Source organism: Desulfovibrio intestinivivus (assembly GCF_053570665.1).
Window position 1 is genome coordinate 2,356,602 of sequence record NZ_JBRBQT010000001.1, and the last position, 16,429, is coordinate 2,373,030.

At 51.9% G+C, this 16,429-nt stretch carries 13 protein-coding genes and 2 tRNA genes; 8 read left to right on the forward strand and 7 right to left on the reverse strand.

Features of this window, described 5'->3' with window-relative positions; all coding sequences use genetic code 11:
* The first annotated feature begins 102 nt into the window (after window positions 1–102).
* Entirely contained in the window at window positions 103–1,416 is a 1,314-nt protein-coding gene (gene hslU / locus ACUZ9P_RS10240; RefSeq protein ID WP_297893651.1) for an ATP-dependent protease ATPase subunit HslU, read from the forward strand.
* A gap of 162 nt (window positions 1,417–1,578) precedes the next feature.
* On the opposite strand, the gene ACUZ9P_RS10245 is transcribed toward hslU, so the two are convergent.
* Window positions 1,579–1,654, reverse strand: a tRNA-Lys gene (locus ACUZ9P_RS10245).
* 501 nt (window positions 1,655–2,155) lie between these two features.
* On the opposite strand from ACUZ9P_RS10245, the gene ACUZ9P_RS10250 reads away from it, so the two are divergent.
* A tRNA-Leu gene (locus ACUZ9P_RS10250) sits at window positions 2,156–2,242 on the forward strand.
* 120 nt (window positions 2,243–2,362) lie between these two features.
* Here ACUZ9P_RS10250 and ACUZ9P_RS10255 read toward each other — a convergent pair.
* Window positions 2,363–3,094 (reverse strand): sulfite exporter TauE/SafE family protein, encoded by a 732-nt coding sequence (locus ACUZ9P_RS10255; RefSeq protein ID WP_449249620.1) that lies wholly within the window; start codon window positions 3,092–3,094, stop codon window positions 2,363–2,365.
* Window positions 3,095–3,139: 45 nt separating this feature from the next.
* Window positions 3,140–3,679: a DUF4125 family protein gene (locus tag ACUZ9P_RS10260; RefSeq protein ID WP_297893656.1), complete on the reverse strand. Its 540-nt coding sequence runs from the start codon at window positions 3,677–3,679 to the stop codon at window positions 3,140–3,142.
* A 474-nt stretch (window positions 3,680–4,153) separates the two neighbouring features.
* Here ACUZ9P_RS10260 and ACUZ9P_RS10265 point away from each other — a divergent pair, with 474 nt between their 5' ends.
* Both ACUZ9P_RS10265 and ACUZ9P_RS10270 read left to right on the forward strand, forming a co-directional pair.
* Complete coding sequence (locus ACUZ9P_RS10265) at window positions 4,154–5,620, forward strand: APC family permease (RefSeq protein WP_449249621.1); 1,467 nt, start codon at window positions 4,154–4,156, stop codon at window positions 5,618–5,620.
* A 113-nt stretch (window positions 5,621–5,733) separates the two neighbouring features.
* Window positions 5,734–6,639, forward strand: coding sequence for a DMT family transporter (locus ACUZ9P_RS10270; protein WP_449249622.1), 906 nt, complete (start codon window positions 5,734–5,736; stop codon window positions 6,637–6,639).
* Between the two features lie 125 nt (window positions 6,640–6,764).
* On the opposite strand, the gene ACUZ9P_RS10275 is transcribed toward ACUZ9P_RS10270, so the two are convergent.
* The 4 genes from ACUZ9P_RS10275 to ACUZ9P_RS10290 all read right to left on the reverse strand — a co-directional run bounded on the left by ACUZ9P_RS10275 (window position 6,765) and on the right by ACUZ9P_RS10290 (window position 10,853).
* The gene (locus ACUZ9P_RS10275; protein ID WP_072311493.1) at window positions 6,765–7,058 is read right to left on the reverse strand and encodes an ErpA-related iron-sulfur cluster insertion protein; all 294 of its coding nucleotides are present in this window, start codon (window positions 7,056–7,058) and stop codon (window positions 6,765–6,767) included.
* Between the two features lie 80 nt (window positions 7,059–7,138).
* The gene (locus ACUZ9P_RS10280) at window positions 7,139–7,426 is read right to left on the reverse strand and encodes an ErpA-related iron-sulfur cluster insertion protein (RefSeq protein ID WP_157735197.1); all 288 of its coding nucleotides are present in this window, start codon (window positions 7,424–7,426) and stop codon (window positions 7,139–7,141) included.
* 8 nt (window positions 7,427–7,434) lie between these two features.
* Complete coding sequence (locus tag ACUZ9P_RS10285; RefSeq protein ID WP_449249623.1) at window positions 7,435–8,331, reverse strand: glycyl-radical enzyme activating protein; 897 nt, start codon at window positions 8,329–8,331, stop codon at window positions 7,435–7,437.
* A gap of 74 nt (window positions 8,332–8,405) precedes the next feature.
* Complete coding sequence (locus tag ACUZ9P_RS10290; RefSeq protein WP_449249624.1) at window positions 8,406–10,853, reverse strand: glycyl radical protein; 2,448 nt, start codon at window positions 10,851–10,853, stop codon at window positions 8,406–8,408.
* A 296-nt stretch (window positions 10,854–11,149) separates the two neighbouring features.
* Between ACUZ9P_RS10290 and ACUZ9P_RS10295 the strand changes: the two genes are divergently transcribed.
* The 4 genes from ACUZ9P_RS10295 to ACUZ9P_RS10310 all read left to right on the forward strand — a co-directional run bounded on the left by ACUZ9P_RS10295 (window position 11,150) and on the right by ACUZ9P_RS10310 (window position 16,408).
* Entirely contained in the window at window positions 11,150–12,652 is a 1,503-nt protein-coding gene (locus ACUZ9P_RS10295) for a sigma-54 interaction domain-containing protein (protein WP_449249625.1), read from the forward strand.
* A 460-nt stretch (window positions 12,653–13,112) separates the two neighbouring features.
* On the forward strand, window positions 13,113–13,664 hold the full coding sequence (locus tag ACUZ9P_RS10300) for a GNAT family N-acetyltransferase (protein WP_449249626.1): 552 nt from the start codon (window positions 13,113–13,115) through the stop codon (window positions 13,662–13,664).
* A 670-nt stretch (window positions 13,665–14,334) separates the two neighbouring features.
* Window positions 14,335–15,228: an acyl-CoA dehydratase activase gene (locus ACUZ9P_RS10305; protein ID WP_449249627.1), complete on the forward strand. Its 894-nt coding sequence runs from the start codon at window positions 14,335–14,337 to the stop codon at window positions 15,226–15,228.
* Between the two features lie 40 nt (window positions 15,229–15,268).
* A complete protein-coding gene (locus tag ACUZ9P_RS10310) occupies window positions 15,269–16,408 on the forward strand; it encodes a double-cubane-cluster-containing anaerobic reductase (RefSeq protein WP_449249628.1) in 1,140 nt (379 codons plus the stop codon).
* Window positions 16,409–16,429 lie beyond the last annotated feature (21 nt).

The following is a 16,429-nucleotide window of genomic DNA, read 5'->3' on the forward strand; positions in this document are numbered from 1 at the left end:
GCGGTACACTGCGGCGGTGGAGAAAACCTTTTGCTTCTCCATTGCCATGCGCGTGGCAATGCCTATATATACATAAGAATGTGCCTACATCAGGAGAATTTGATGAGTACTTTGACACCTCGCGGCATTGTTGCCGAACTTGATAAATTTGTGGTGGGTCAGGAACAGGCCAAGCGTATGGTTGCCGTGGCGGTGCGCAACCGCTGGCGGCGTCAGCATCTTGCGCCGGAGTTGCGCGATGAAGTTTCGCCCAAGAATATCATCATGATGGGCCCCACGGGCGTGGGCAAAACGGAAATTGCCCGCCGCCTGGCCAAGCTTTCTGGCGCGCCTTTTGTAAAGGTTGAAGCCACCAAGTTTACCGAAGTGGGCTATGTGGGGCGCGATGTGGAATCCATGGTGCGCGACCTCATGGAAATCGGCATCAACCTTGTGCGCGATGAAGAAAATGCCCGTGTGCGCAAAGCTGCCGAGGCCGCTGCGGAATCGCGTCTTATGGATTTGCTGTTGCCCAGCTCCTTCGGGTCGGAAGAGCGCGCCTCCACGCGCGAAAAGCTTTTGCAGCAGTTCCGTCTTGGTTTTCTGGATGACCGCGAAGTGGAAGTGGAAGTTACCGAGCAGGGCGGCGGCAGTGTTGATCTGTTTGCCATCCCCGGCATGGAGCAGATGGGCGGGCAGGTTAAGGACATGTTCAGCAAGGCCTTTCCGCCCAAGCACAGCCGCCGCAAAATGAAGGTGCGCAATGCCTTTGCCGTGCTTGTGCAGGAAGAATCGGGCAGGCTTGTGGATCAGGAAGCCCTGGTGGACAAGGCCCGCGAAAGGGTGGAGCAGACGGGCATCATCTTTATTGACGAAATCGACAAGATCGCCAGCTCCTCGCAAAACCGCACGTCAGACATTTCGCGCGAGGGCGTGCAGCGCGACCTGCTGCCCATTGTGGAAGGTAGTTCGGTCAACACCAAGTATGGCATGATCCGCACGGATCACATCCTGTTTATCGCGGCGGGGGCTTTCCATTTCAGCAAGCCATCGGACATGATCCCCGAATTGCAGGGGCGTTTCCCCTTGCGGGTGGAATTGCAGCCCCTGGGCAGGGAAGAATTTTTGCGCATCCTCAAGGAGCCGGACAATGCCCTGACCAAGCAGTACGAGGCATTGCTGGGTACGGAGCAGATTCGCCTGAGTTTTACGGATGACGGGCTGGAAGAAATTGCGGCCTTTGCCGAAGACACCAATTCCCGCACGGAGAATATCGGCGCGCGGCGGCTCTATACAATCATGGAAAAGATCCTGGCTGACATATCCTTTGACGCGCCTGAAATGCCCGGCGCGCAGGTGGTGGTCAACAAGGCCTATGTGGAAGAGCATTTGCAGGATGTGCGCGATGATCAGGATTTGAGCCAGTATATTCTGTAAGCTCTGGGCCTGTGCGCGGCTTCGGCTGCGTGACAGCGGAAGCAGAGCATAAGAAATCGGAACATTGAAGATCAAAAAAACCGGCCACTGGCCGGTTTTTTTGTAACTACCGATAGAACAAAAGAAAAAAGGTTCGCGGTATAACCGCGAACCTGAATTTTCTGGTGGGCCATCAGGGACTCGAACCCCGAACCAACTGATTAAGAGTCAGCTGCTCTACCAATTGAGCTAATGACCCGCATTGCGTGAAGAGGTGTTTACGCAAATGGGGGGAAAGTGTCAAGCGGATACGATTTTTTTTGTAAAATTATTTTGCGCGACAGGCCATTACCTGCAAATATCGATGCGGTAGAATTAGTAAATTCCCGCTCTGGGCGGGGAAATTTTAAAGTTTTGAACGAAAAGAAAAAGTTTTTTGCCTGCAAGGCATGGCAATCCAGCCACGGGCGGCTTCCTCGTGAATCAACTCAGTAAAATTACACAGTCTTAAGGAGTGTCTGACAGGATCGGGCATTAAAAGACCGTGATTTTGTTTTGCCGAAGCGCAATCTGCTAAATTGGCTCTAAATCAAAGATGGGGCAAGAGCCGGGCGTTAGCGCTGTCTGGCTGCGTTGCCGAGCTGCTTTTGGCCAATCAGAGAGGCAACCGCGCTGAGGGCTTGACGAATCGGCGCACCTTGGGCTACAAAGCCACTCACGTCATGCATATGCGGCATTGCCCATGTGCCTTGATCAGTCTGCCGGGATGGTGGAATTGGTAGACGCAGCGGACTCAAAATCCGCCGAGGGCAACCTCTTGCGAGTTCAAGTCTCGCTCCCGGTACCAAAAAAGTAAGGGCTTGCAGCAATGCAAGCCCTTTTTCGTTGATTTTTCCGCACCATCTTGCACCAAACCCAAAGGCGGCATTAGTGCATCTGCCTGCGGCTGCCCGCAAAGTTTACCCTGTTAGACTAATGCACGGTAAACGCAAACAACTGCAGCCGCAGCAATGACCACCTTAAGTATGTTGCGAAATGCGTCCGGATTAATCCATTTGGCAACAGGGAATGCGCAGAATGTTCCCAGCATGGTGGCCGGAAAGCCGTATAGCGCATATTGAATTACTGCTGGTGAATAAAGGCCGGAATACGCCTGTAATGTGCAGGTCAGTGTTCCCCTGAGTATGAAAAACACACCCAGCGTGCCCAGAAACACCCTCGGCTGCCAGCCTGCATATAAGCCGTATGCGCCCACAGGCGGCCCGTCAAAAGAGATTGCTGTTCCAAATACTCCGGCTGCACAGCCTGCAAGCCCGCCTACCAGCCATGATTCTGTTCCCTTTTCGCGAATACGAAAAACTTGTTGCCAGAGCAGAAATAGCAGCAGCAGTACACCAACAATTCCCTGCAATATTTGTCCTGGAACCATCTGCAAGATGAACAGGCCTGCCACCGACCCTGGTATTGTTCCAGCCAGGAGCGGGCCCAGCGCACTGACCCGGCAAAAACGAAAATGCAGAGCAGTCAGCGTGCCGTCCATGGCGAGATTGAGAATGCAGCTGAGGACAATAACCTGCTGTATGGGGATGAACATGGCCGCTATCGGAACTGCAAACATGGCGCCGCCTATTCCGCTGACTCCAGAAATAAATCCTCCCATGAACCAGGCGCAGACGACCACAATTACTTCTAACTCCATAACATTTTTATTCCTTTTGTTTCGAATGATCTAAATCAATCTGCGTCAGTGTACTGATGGTGCGTGTGCACCAGTGGAACACAAAAGTTTTTTTATATTTTCAAGCCTTTCTAGAACAAGGTTTCGCCCTGTGGCCTGAGCATCGGCAATGCATTGCGAATATGCGTTCAGAGTTGTTTCTGAATACATCAACAATTCGCACAGCAGGTACCGACAAAAATCTGCATCATTGCCGTCAAAATAATCGGGATGTTCCTTCACCGCAGTCTGAAGCCATGCCAATTCGCAAGAAATTATATTCTTTATGGTTTGGGAAATTTCGGGCATTTCAATGCTCCCGCACATCAACGCGTATTTTTCCGTCATCACGTTTCGGCCTGCGCGTTCAGCATCTCTCAGGTCACTCAGCCATGCTGCAAGAACCTGTGGTGAAAGAACTCCATATACAATATGACGCATGGTGCGGAAAGCTTCGGGCTGATTTTGGCAGTCCGCCTTGCCACCTACATTATTAACTGCCTGGAACATTTTCAGCTCCAAAGCGATTATTTCATTGATGACGGATGCGTCGTTGCTGTCAGTCATTTTTGCTCCATGTCTAAAAAAAGTTGTAATGAATAGCCGTTTCTAAATTTGTAACCAAATTCACATGAAGTCCTTAAGCAAATACAGTGCCAGAGATATTAGTGGCTTTTGCAAGTTGTTGAACGCCGCAAATAAATTGTAGTATTTCAAAATGAGAAAAAAATTTTCGCAAAAAGGAAAAAATTCATCGAAATATAAAAAATAGTTTATGGAAGCTAATGGTTTTTTATACTAATAGATCAATATACCTACATATTGCGGTAGTCAGACTGTCCTGGAGATTTTTTTCACTATTTGGCACAGCCTTTGCTCAACAGTCACGAAGACAGTTATTCCCAGCCGGCAGCTACATGAGGGAATAACCAGTGGACAGGTGCAACAGCCAGTGAATTCTGTTTCGACGTCCCCCGGGGTGCACGATGCAATTGTCGAAGCAGATTCTCTGGCCCACTCTTTAGTGCTGGGAGTACTATTATGTCGGAACAGGTTAAGCTTGAAAAAACACTATCGCCAATGCAGGTTTGCGCATTGGCGCTGGGCTCCATTGTCGGCTGGGGTTGCTTTGTGTTGCCGGGGGATATGTTTCTGCCCAAGGCCGGGCCGCTTGGAACGCTTTACGGCTTCATGATAGGTGCGTTCCTTATTTGTTTTGTTGCAGTGTGTCTTAGCTATATGATCAAGTACGCGCCTGTGGCAGGCGGTGCATTTGCTTACGCATACATAGGTTTTGGCCCCACAGCAGCGTTTGTCTGCGGCTGGGCGCTTGTAATCGGATACATTGCCATTGTGGCCATTGATATCGCCGCGCTGTCGGTGATCTTTCGGTTTTTGTTCCCAGGTATTTTTGAATTCGGCCCGTTGTATGCCATAGCCGGATGGCAGGTATACACAGGGGAAGTGCTGTTGATGACGGCCGGAACCCTGATTTTTGGCTGGATCAACTACCGGGGCATTGGCATAGCAGGTAAAATTCAGCTTGTACTGGCTTTTATGCTGACAATTGGCATTGTCGCACTGTTTGCTGGTGTGGTTGCTCTGGATTCGAGTCAATTGAGTAATCTTACTCCTGGTTTTTCAGAGAATGGCTCGCCTCTGTCTTGCGTGCTCCTGATTTTTGCCATTTCCCCCTTCCTTTTCGTCGGATTTGATACCGTTCCCCAGGCGGCGGAGGAGTTCTCCTTTGACCCCGCCCGGGCAAGAAACATCATGATAATTGCCATTGTCGTAGGTGTTATCCTGTACGCCATGGTAATGCTTGCAGTGGGTATGGCTATATCTTATCCGGAAATGCTCGCAAAACTGGATGCGCAGCGCGCAACCGGCGGTGCCGCCTGGGGCGCTGGCGAAGTGGCAACCATGGCCTTTGGCCGATTCGGCAGTGTTGTTCTTGCATGCGCCGTATTTGGCGCAGTCCTTACAGGCATCAACGGGTTCTTTATCGCGGCCAGCCGGTTACTGCTCAGCATGTCCCGCAGCCGGATCCTTCCCGAATGGTTTGGCAAAATCCATCCCAAGTACCACACGCCTTACAATGCAGTGCTTTTTATCGTCATAATCACACTTCTGACGCCATTCGCTGGCCGTTCGGCCATCGCCTGGACGGTTGATATGAGCTCCGTTGGTACAGGCATCGGCTATCTCTTTACCTGCCTGGCCGCCCGCCGCGTCATCAATGGTGGTGTTAATGTTCCCAACAAGGCCTTCAAGCTGCTTTGCTGCGCTATCGGAACCATCACCGCCGTACTGTGCATTGTGCTCCTGCTTATCCCCGGCTCTCCGGCCCTCATCGGCGGTGCACCCTTTGCCTGCCTTGGCATCTGGATAGTGCTCGGATTTATTTTCTACAGTACCAGCAAGAAAAACTGGGTTACCCTCCCAGAAGCCGAGGTCAGAACAAATATTCTGGGCAGTAAAGATATTGCTGTGTACTTCAACTCTTAGGCCTGCAGCCTGCCACAGGATTAAACCTGTCGGATAATCTCTTCAAAAAAGTAAAATGTACCCCTTGCCGAATCAGACAAGGGGTACGTTGCTTTCAATATGGAGACACTGTCATGTCTTTATATTCTCTTAAAGCGCCATTGGCTATTTTGTGCGGCGCGTTTTGCGCAAGCACTTCCGGCACGGCACAGGCCCTTGCGCCGGATGGTGTTACGCCCCTCGCCGTCGGCGCCATTCGTCTTCTGGGTGGGGGGCTGGTGCTTTTGCTGTGGGGATTGATTTCACGCAACATCCCCCGGCCTGCTGGCTGGCCGAAATTGCATATCGTTATTTCTGCCGCAGGGCTGACTGCTTATCAGCTCTTTTTTTTTGAAGCCTGCAAGCAAATTGGCGTGGCCGTTAGCACAATGGTTGCTATTGGCGGTTGCCCCATAGTCGTGGGAATTCTTGGGTGGTTTTTTTTGAAAGAGAAACCTGCCAGAGTCTGGTATGCTGGCACGGTCTTGGCCTTGTGCGGCCTTGCGATGCTGACGCTGGGTACAGGCGGCCAAGTGCAATTCAGTATACCGGGGATGGGGCTGGCTGTGCTTGCGGCATGCAGCTACGCTGTATTTCTTGTGGCCATCAAGCCGATGCTGCAACGGCATGATCCATCGCAGATCATGACGGTCATCTTTCTGATCGGGGGGCTGAGTCTTGCGCCCTTGCTCTGTACGCAGCCGCTTGGATGGCTCTTGACGCCGCGTGGGGCGTTGGTCGCCGCAAATCTTGCCACCTTGACAACCAGCCTCTCATTTACCCTGGTGCTGTATGGCATGAAAACTACTTCTGCGGCTGTGACTTCCACGTTGGGGCTGGCCGAACCTATCGGAGCGGCCGTTCTTGGTTTTATGGTGCTTAACGAACCATGCACCCAACAAACTCTGCTCGGATTGTTTTGTATCTTGGTAAGCATGTTTTTTTTGATTGCCTCGTCACACAAACCATCCTGTAATGGCAGGCAATCAGTATTGAATTGATTGTACTTCCAGGAGATTGCAGCTTTCCAGGAGTATGCGATCGATGTGCGGGCGAATTTACGCCAAAAGCCCCGCTCCAGAAACGGAGCGGGGCTTTTGGCGTAAACGACGTATTGGCGGGAATACTATTCTGCTGTTGCCGTAACAACTACGCCCTTATCCTCGCTGAAAGAAAGGGAAAATGCGTTTCCGTGCTTCAGCAGAAAGTCTTTTTCTGCAACGAAAGGAACGCCGTGAATTTTGGTCTGCTCGTCTTCTTCAGCGTCTGCTGCATCCATTCCAAGACCAAGAGTGATTTTGGAATGGCATCCGCCGCCGACCTTGTATTCACGAAGCCGTACACAAGTGCCTTCGTCTTCTTCTTCCAGCATTGTGCGCAGTTTTTGCAGCATTGCATCATCGATTGTAACTGTAAACATGAGAAACCTCCGCAGTGTCGGATTTTATTTCTTATACGAGAGATTTGCGCATCGGCACGGGAGGATGCCCCAGAGCATTGTTATGCCGGAGCCACGACTACCCCTTGACCTTCAACATAAGAAAGTGTGAAGGCCCTGCCGTATTTGAGCAGAAAATCTTTTTCTGCCGTAAACGGCACATTGCCTACAGAAATCTGTTCGTCTTCATCTTCATCTGGCTCGTCCATACCCAGACCGAGTACGATTTTTGAGTGTCAGCCTCCGCCGACTTTATATTCCCTGAGCCTGACGCAGGTTCCTTCGTCTTCGTCCTGAAGCATGTTGCTGAGTTTTTGCAGCATTGCTTCATCAATCGCCACTGAGAACATTCTACCTCCTATATGATAGTATACTTCAAACCATGCCTCTTCATCCTGATCAGCGTTTTTTCGAGCGAATCCGCTGTATATTGGCTCACAGGCGGCAATGGCTTGTTTAAGGCCCTGTATTTGCTGGTGCCAAACATGTGGCAAGGCATGACTTCTATATGCTGTTGCCCGAATTTGCCCAAAAAGCTGGACATGGCTGCAAAATTCTCATCGCTGTCATTTAACCCTGGCATAAGTGGCATACGGATGCGCACCTCAATGCCCGAGAGAAGTGCAGATTGCAGATTTTTCAGAATAAGAGCGTTGTCCTGCCCTGTAAGTTCTTTGTGTTGCACCGGGTCCATGTGTTTGCAGTCAAACAGCAGCAGGTCGGCAAGCTTCAGGGTTTTTTCAAAGCGGTCTTCAGGGCAGAATCCGCAGGTATCCACAGCTGTATGCAGTGCGTCATCGTGGGCTGTTTGCAACAGATCAATGAAAAAATCTCCGCCCATGGTTGGCTCACCACCGCCAAAGGTGACTCCGCCGCCGGAATTCGCATAAAAAGCTGAATCCCTGTGGACAATCTCCATCACCTCATCAACCGTCATTGTCTTGCCGCTGATTTCTCTGGCCTTGTTGGGGCAAACTGCCGCACAGGCACCACAAGATGTGCATTTTTCAGCGATTTTCCCACATTTGCCGTCTTTCTGGCGCACTGCCGCACCACTGGGGCAGGCGGCCAGGCAGGCGCCGCACCCTGTGCAAAGGTCGCTGAAAACCAGAAGCTGCGGGGCAACCTGCTGAGATTCAGGATTGCTGCACCATAAACATCGCAGCGGGCACCCTTTGAGGAAAACGGTGGTGCGTATCCCCGGCCCGTCCTGAATGGACATACGCTGGATGTTATAAATCATTCCTTGGCTCATGGTTGCACCTGAACTTCCACACAGCGGGAGGCCGGGGGACGGCAACATCCCCCCGGCCTCGTATGGAGGAGAGATTAAAAGTTATTATATTCCGTGCGCTTGACGATTTCGTTCTGAACGCCCTTGTCCAGCCGGGTGAAATACGCGCTGAAGCCAGCCACGCGGACCACCAGGTTGCGGTAATCCTGGGGCTTTTTCTGCGCGTCTTTAAGCGTTTCGGAGGAAACGCAGTTGAACTGGATGTGCGAACCATCAAAGTCGCAATAGGTTTTTATAAGTGAAACTAGCAACCTTTCGCCTGCGGGACCAGCCAGGGCAGCAGGCGTGAGCTTGACGTTGAAGTGGTTTGCGCCATACCGCACGGTGTCGATAGCCTGTGCGCCAGCCTTGATAAGCGCCGTGATGCCTTCATGATCCGTGCCCGGGGTGGCCGAGACGCTGCCGTCTGTCAGAGCTACACCGGCTTTGCGGCCATTTGGCAGAGCGCCCATGAGCGCGCCAAAGTAGTTGTGGTAGGAAAGCGAATAAGCATCCAGCGGGGTGCGGTAGCCAAAGCAATCCGGGCCGATGGAGCCGTGGATGGTATCCACGTCGCGATAGAAGCGCTGCACGAAGGCTTCCACATCGGGAAAGTCATTCCCGTGTTTGGGCGCATCAAAGCACATCTGCCGGATATCTTCATATCCTTCAAAGTTGGCTTTAATAGCCTCCAGCAGTTTTTCCATGGTTACGGCCTTGGTTTCAAACACCAGATGCCGAATGGCGAGAAGCGAGTTGGCCGCGTCAATGCCTGCGGTCATGATGGGATTGACCTGCGGGTAGCGGGTGCCGCCTTCTTCTTCGCACATTCCTTTGTCTATGCAGCCATCATACATGACAGAACGGAAGATGCTCGGCACCACTTCAAGCCGCGCCATCTGGCTCAAATCAGAATGGTGGCGAGAAACAGTGAACACCTGCTTGAGCTGCGCCTTATAGGCATCGTAAACTTCCTCAAAGCTCTTGAATTCTACGGGGTCACCCGTTTCGACGCCCAACTGTTTTTTGGTTTGCGGATCTTTGCCATTGTTGAGCAGAAGTTCCACAACCTTTGCAAGGCATGGCTGATCTTCTTGGGTGATAAAACTGCCCTTGCCGCAAACACCTGTGGAAACGCAGCCGTAGTTGCCCACGTTGCGAGCATCTTCCAGTGTGATGCCGCCCTTGTATTGAGCAAAGCGGTTCATGGTGCGTTGAATAACCACATTGTTGTTCAGAATCTGCGGTTGGCCGGACCCACCACGAATGCATTCCACCACTTTGTGCATGTAGGAATCTTTAAGCTTGGGATGGTAGAGCAGGGTCAGGGTCGGCTGGATGTTTTTCATCTGGATCTGCGTTTCCAGCAGCAGTTCTTCAAGCTCCGTGCTGGCATCGTTGCCGTCCTTGTCAAACCCGCCGATGGTAATGCTTTGACCCGTGTGACCAGAGAGGGTCATGGCGTATGAGCCGCCCTGATACTCGGCCAGTTCCAGGTGCTTTATCCACTGGAATTTGAGCAGAGTGAGCACCTGCTCGCGGCTCATGTTGCCTTCTTCAATGTCCTTTTTGTAGAAGGGATACATGTACTGCCCATAGCGGCCGGGTGAGCAGGCGCAGGCCATCTGTTCGGTTTCTATGCAAAGATGGATGAACCAGAAAGACTGTATGGCCTCACGGAAGTTGCGGGCCGGAAATTCAGGAACTCGGCGGCAAATCTCGGCGATTTCGAGCAGTTCTGCCTTGTTGGCAGCATCCGTCTCTGTTTGCGCCGTATGCTCGGCCAGATCGGCATATCTGTGGGAATGGGCGATGACCGCTTCGCAGGCAACAATCATGGAGCGGTACAGTTCGGTCTGGTTGGTACGCTCAAGCGTGGTGGGGCAGTCAAGCAGGCGCTGCTTCAGGTCATCAATGACCCAGCGCATGCCCTTGTTCAGAGCCAGGGGGTAATCGGCAATGCCTGACCCGCTGGCAACGCTCACGTTGTCGTAGTACACGCCAGCTTTGGAGTAAGGGGCGGGGTTGAATCCGTACTTATCCTTGAACAGCTTGTTGTTTATATCGATGCAGGTGTGACCGCGCCAAGATTTATATGTTTTTTCAAGCAGCTCCTGAGTTTCCTGCGGAATCTTCATTTCGCCGAGCGAGGCCATTTTGGCCATCTGCATTTCTTCCTTGATCCAGGCCACGTTCCATTCAGGATAAGCGTAAACACCGGCGCGCGTGCCAGTCAGCGTTCCCACAATAGGGTTCCCGTCCAGGAATATCTTTTTTTTGAGCAACACGCGTTCGAGCAACTTGGCCCGCTTGTAGAAGATGTGCTCGCCGTTGAACTCCTGATAAACCTCATCAAGAAATTGCAGCCGTTCCGGGTCCATGATCTGCGGGGCATTGAGAAGAAATTCCTTAAGGTCTGTCAGGCGGCTTGCCGCCGTGCTCCAGTTGATCGCATAACCCTTGGGTTCGGTTGTTTCACCGCTTTGAAAGGGAACAACAGGCATTGTATACTCCTAACTAGTTTTGCCCTGCATACGCAAAGGCAGGTTTTTTGCTTGTAAGAAAACAACGCGTTTATGTGGGGATAAGCACAAGCTGTGCCACGCTCTGATTTTATTGCCAAAAGCGCTAAAAAGCGGACTCGTACCGAGTTCTGAGCAGGTTTGCCTCGTAGGGCAACGTAAGAAAATTTCATAAAAAGAAAGAAATTTGTCTTTTTTTAAAAAAACAGATACTCAAAACTTGAAGTAATGTCGGTTGTCTCCCCAAAAGGGGCTGTTTGGCTAAAAGGATGTGAAAAATGGCACATGACTCAACCCTGCGACGCAGGTTTGCCAGCGTAAGCCGCGAAAGCGTGCTGAATCCGTCCATGCTTGCTATCTGGGATGGTATGGGTATTGGCGTTGCTGTTGTTGATGCAGAAGGAATATGCAGGTACATGAATCCGATACAGCAGCGGATTGATGGATTTGATCAGGTTATTGGTAAGCATATTACCAATCTGTATGTTCCACACGACATCAAGTGCATACCGACAATTGAGTGTCTTCAAAAGGGAAAGCCTATCTTAAGACGGGTGTATACCTATAAGACTACAAACAATTTTATGACCCGTACGGTCACGGATTTCTTTGCGCTGTTTGATAGTGGTGTTAAAGATGGCGTTATTGCGTTTACAAGCTGGCTTGGAGAAGACATCCTCGGCAAGCTTGGCATACGAAAAAGTGAAGGGCGGGGCTGTAACAAACCGCAGACGCTGTATTCATTCAACGATCTTGTAGGTAAGGATCAGGCTCTTGTGGCGGTGATTGAGGCCGCGCGTGCAGCAGCGCATTCAAGCTCGCCGATAATGATCTGGGGGGAAAGCGGCACTGGCAAAGAGGTTTTTGCTCAGGCCATACATGCGGCGAGCAACCGGGCGGCCTTTCCTTTTGTGCCAGTTAACTGCGCGGCCATTCCAGAAACTCTGCTCGAAAGCATCCTGTTTGGCACCACCAAGGGCACCTATACCGACGCCTCAGATAAGCCCGGCCTTTTTGAAGAGGCCAACCACGGTACCATCCTGCTGGACGAACTCAACTCCATGCCGCTTGGTCTGCAAGCCAAGTTGCTACGCGTTTTGCAGGAAAAGCGCGTCCGGCGACTTGGATCGCACGAAGAAATACCAGTAGATGTGCGGATTATCAGTATTCTCAATCAGCATCCGCTTGAGGCAGTGCAGAGCGGCGTGCTGCGGCGGGACTTTTTTTACCGCCTTGCGGTGGTAAGCTTGGCAGTGCCGCCATTGCGCGAGCGGCGAGAGGATATTCCCCTGCTTGTCAAATCTGTGGTGGCAAATACGGAGGGCGGCAATCCGGTCAGTATTTCCGGCGAGGCCATGCGCATGTTCATGGAATACCACTGGCCTGGTAATGTCAGAGAGCTGGAGCATGTGATTGAGGGCAGCTTGGCAATGATGAACGAAGAACGTTCCATTGATCTCAATTCGCTCCCAAAGCATTTTCTCGAGTTCTACCAAAAAGATCGCAATGAGCCAGCGGGTGTGCCAGTAGCACAACTGGCTGAAGCCGCTTCAATTATTGAAAGCGAGCATAAGGAATCATATTACGACTATAGCGTGATTCAGAGAGGTACTGTTGTTTCGCTTAAAGAATGCATGAATGCCTACGAATCTTCATGTATAAATAATGTGTTGCGGATAACAGGCGGAAATGTGGCCAAGGCTGCGCGGATGATGCATCTTACGCCAGCTGGATTGCGCTACAGGATAAAAATGTTGAAGATTGATGATTCTTATTATTAGGCATGCCTTGTAGGTAGCTGTAGTTATTATTTTTTTTACTTTCATTGGTGATGGGCGCAGTACACGTCTGCCGCAGTCGAGACTATGGCGCAATGCTGCTTTTTGGGGCGATTGCCGTGGGATGCGCAAGGCAGGGGCTGATACCGAGGTAAACAGCAAGCACTGGGCAAAAAATGGACTAGGTGATTGAAGGCTGGGCACAATTTTTAAAGTCCGGCCCGAATGCGGCCAGATGAAAGCCACGAGCCCCTTGACCAGCCGCGTCTTGTGGTGATGGTAACATCTATTGAAAAGAACACGTTGACCGGGATTAATGGTGCTGGGGCGGCCTCTGGCAGGATATCTGTTTTGATGCAATCAAGCGGTTGTCATGCTGTGAGCCGGGCTGGATTTTTATCCGGCTTTTTATTGTGCGATCTCTTTGATCTAGCTGCGGCATTTGCAAGGTGAAAGGGCTAAAATGACCACGAACATTGTATGGAGAAGAGACGGATTTTTATTACGGTCAGCCCGTTTTGAAGATTCAGAGCCTTACTATGAGCAGAATTACAATCCCCTGGACAGAGAACTGGTAAGAATGACAGGGTGCAAGGATAGTTTTACAAAAGTAGAAGTCACCTCATTTTTTAGTAAATCCATTGAAGCTGCCGACAGATATCTATTTTTACTCATGGCACCGGACAAGAGTATTATTGGCGAATGCGTTGTGAGCGAGATTGATCATGCTCTTCGCAGCGCTCATTTTCGCATTGCTATTCTTCAAAATGCATATAGGGCAAGAGGACTTGGAACATGGGCAGTTCAGTCCATTTGTCGTTTTGTTTTCGATGAATTAAAGATGCATCGTCTTGAACTGAATGTGTTTTCATACAACACGCAGGCACGGCGTGTGCATGAAAAATCAGGATTCAGGATAGAAGGTATCCGGCGCGATGCGATTATGTATGGTGGCAAGTATGAGGATGATATTTTAATGGCCATGCTGGAAGACGAATGGAATTTAATTAACTAAAATATAAAGATAATCTTGCAAATGTCTTGCCCTCTGCTGATGCGTTTTGCCCACATGTGTGGTGTAAAAAACTTCAGATAATTCTTCTTGTGTACGAATCGAATTTTTCACCAGCGCGGTGCTACCGTTACGGCCTGAGACCCCACTGAATACCTTGATTGCAGCAGTCTAAAGCAGACAGTGGTGCAATTACTCAATGCCGTGTGCATCCCTATCGACAAGCTGATGCCCTTACGCTAACTTGATATACAACTTTAGGCCGAATCATGTCGGCGCATCTGCAACAGCAAGGTATCCTGTGTTTTTTTATAGCGCTTGTCGTGTCCTGCCTGCCTTTAAGGGCGGCGGGTCATGACAGCATCAGCGCCTTCAGGTTGGAGGCCCTCATTCGAGGCGGCGTGTCAGCGCCCGCCTGTTTCCCCTTCCCATAGCCTAGGCAGGAAGCGGGGGCTTTTTTATTGCCTGCCGTACTCCTGCTCTTGTTCCATATCTCCCCACGTTTCCCCCTGTAGCAGTTTAGTTGCCGAAGCTTCCCATTGTATTGACCGTCTTGCAGCACTGCGCTGCTGGCGCTTTTGTCATATTGCCCGCTCCACAGCCTTGCGCTGTGCGGCGGGTTTTGTTTTGCGTTTTTGTACCGCAGCAATGGGTACGATCAGGAGTATGCGCTATGTATGTAGCTGGAATTGATGTTGGTTCTGTGGCTGCAAAGGCCGTTGTGCTTGAGCTGCTGCCCAACGGCGGCTCGCAGATTGCCGGGCGGGCAGTGCTGCCCACAGGCTGGAATACCGCCGAGGCGGGCGAATTTGCGCTCAACAATGCCTGCGAGGCTGCCGCAATGGCGCGCAACGATCTGAGGCATGTCACTGCCACGGGCTACGGGCGCATTGCCCTGCCTTTTGCCGACAAAACGGTTACGGAGATCAGTTGTCATGCGCGGGGCGCTGCACATCTTTTCCCCCGCGCCGGGCTTGTGCTCGATATCGGCGGGCAGGACAGCAAGGTGATAAGCCTGGATATTCCGCGAGAAGTGGAGGCGGGCAATATGGATGCGGCTGGCGGCGCGGCCAGTTTGGGCGCGCTCAAATCCGCCAGCAAACCGGGCGCAGTGCGCGATTTTTTGATGAACGACAAGTGCGCGGCAGGCACCGGACGTTTTTTGCAGGTGCTCTCGGGTATTTTGAACATGCCGTTGGACGAGCTGGGCAAGGCAGCCGCCACTGGCAAGCCTGTGGCCATCTCAAGCATGTGCGCTGTGTTTGCAGAAACAGAGATTGTGGGCCTGCTGGCCCGCAGCACGCCGCCGCAAGATATAGCAGCAGGGGTGTTCCGCGCCATTGCCCGCAGAATGTGCGCCCTTGCCCGGCGCATCCCCATGCAGGGGGAATGCGTATTCACCGGCGGCCTGGCGACCAGCCCCGCCTTTGCCGCCATTCTTTCAGACGAACTTGGCCTGACAGTTCAGGTGCCGCACGACCCGCAGACTGTGGGTGCGCTTGGGGCGGCCCTGATTGCCGCAGATTTGTGCGCGAAAAAAGACCGCGCTCTCAATACACAGCAATAACATCAATAACCTCAATAACCTCGCAAGGAAGGAAAGCATCATGAAGTGTGCCAGCTTTGACCGCATTATTACTGCTTTTGAAAAAAACGCTCTGGCAGTGCAGGAGGCCAAGAGGGAAGGTAAAAAAGTTGTGGGCCAGTACTGCCTGTACAGCCCTTCTGAAATAGCGGTGGCCGCAGGGGCCATCCCGGTTTCCTTGTGCGGCACCCGCAACGATTCCATCCCCGCGGCAGAAGAAATGCTGCCCCGCGCCCTTTGTCCGCTCATCAAGAGCAGCTTCGGCTTTGCGCTTAAAGACAGTTGCCCCTACCTGAGCGCGGCAGATGTGGTTGTGGCCGACACCACCTGTGACGGCAAAAAGAAAATGTACGAGCTGCTTGCAGCCTACAAACCCGTTTTTCTGCTGCAACTGCCCCAGGTGCAGAATGATGACGCCCTTGCATACTGGCGGCATCAGTTTGAGCTGCTCATCGCCTATCTGGAAAAAGAATTTGGCGTATCCATCACAGAGCAGAAACTGCGCGACGCCATCAAGCTCATGAACCGTGAGCGCATGGCCCTCAAGGCCGTTATGGATCTGGCAAAGCGCAAACCCTCGCCCATCACGGGCATGGAGCTGCTGGAAATCGGGTTCAAAACGTCCTTCTTCCCTGATAAGGAAAAAGGCATCTCCATGATGCTGGAACTTGCGGACGATCTGGGCAAAATGGCCGATGCGGGCCAGACAGGCGTTGCCGCAAGCGCGCCGCGCATACTGCTGACGGGCGTTCCTGTGGGCATGGGGTCGCACAAGGTTGTGCGCCTGATTGAAGAATGCGGCGGCAGCGTGGTCTGCCTTGATAACTGCTCCGGCTACAAGAAAACCCGCGTGATGATGGACGAGCAGGGCGACCCGCTGACCGAGATGGCCCGCCGTTATCTGGATGTGCCCTGTGCCGTCATGTCGCCCAATCCGCGCCGCTACGAGGCCATCAAGGAACTGGCGGCAGATTTCGCGGTGGATGCTGTGGTTGACCTGACCTGGCAGGGCTGCCAGACCTATGCGGTGGAATCGTCCTCCCTCAAGAAATTTGTTCAGGAATCCTTGCAGTTGCCCTTCCTGCAAATCGAAACAGACTACTCTGAAACGGATACGGAGCAGCTCAAGGTTCGCGTAGAGGCGTTTATCGAAATGCTGTAGAAGCTGCGGTTACTCCCGCCA

Coding starts and splice junctions, on each gene's coding strand:
- ACUZ9P_RS10295 (WP_449249625.1), top strand. CDS start 11,150: ATGGCACATGACTCAACCCTGCGACGCAGGTTTGCCAGCGTAAGCCGC.
- ACUZ9P_RS10310 (WP_449249628.1), top strand. CDS start 15,269: ATGAAGTGTGCCAGCTTTGACCGCATTATTACTGCTTTTGAAAAAAAC.
- ACUZ9P_RS10285 (WP_449249623.1), bottom strand. CDS start 8,331: ATGAGCCAAGGAATGATTTATAACATCCAGCGTATGTCCATTCAGGAC.
- ACUZ9P_RS10270 (WP_449249622.1), top strand. CDS start 5,734: ATGTCTTTATATTCTCTTAAAGCGCCATTGGCTATTTTGTGCGGCGCG.
- ACUZ9P_RS10265 (WP_449249621.1), top strand. CDS start 4,154: ATGTCGGAACAGGTTAAGCTTGAAAAAACACTATCGCCAATGCAGGTT.
- ACUZ9P_RS10305 (WP_449249627.1), top strand. CDS start 14,335: ATGTATGTAGCTGGAATTGATGTTGGTTCTGTGGCTGCAAAGGCCGTT.
- ACUZ9P_RS10300 (WP_449249626.1), top strand. CDS start 13,113: ATGACCACGAACATTGTATGGAGAAGAGACGGATTTTTATTACGGTCA.
- hslU (WP_297893651.1), top strand. CDS start 103: ATGAGTACTTTGACACCTCGCGGCATTGTTGCCGAACTTGATAAATTT.
- ACUZ9P_RS10275 (WP_072311493.1), bottom strand. CDS start 7,058: ATGTTTACAGTTACAATCGATGATGCAATGCTGCAAAAACTGCGCACA.
- ACUZ9P_RS10255 (WP_449249620.1), bottom strand. CDS start 3,094: ATGGAGTTAGAAGTAATTGTGGTCGTCTGCGCCTGGTTCATGGGAGGA.
- ACUZ9P_RS10260 (WP_297893656.1), bottom strand. CDS start 3,679: ATGACTGACAGCAACGACGCATCCGTCATCAATGAAATAATCGCTTTG.
- ACUZ9P_RS10290 (WP_449249624.1), bottom strand. CDS start 10,853: ATGCCTGTTGTTCCCTTTCAAAGCGGTGAAACAACCGAACCCAAGGGT.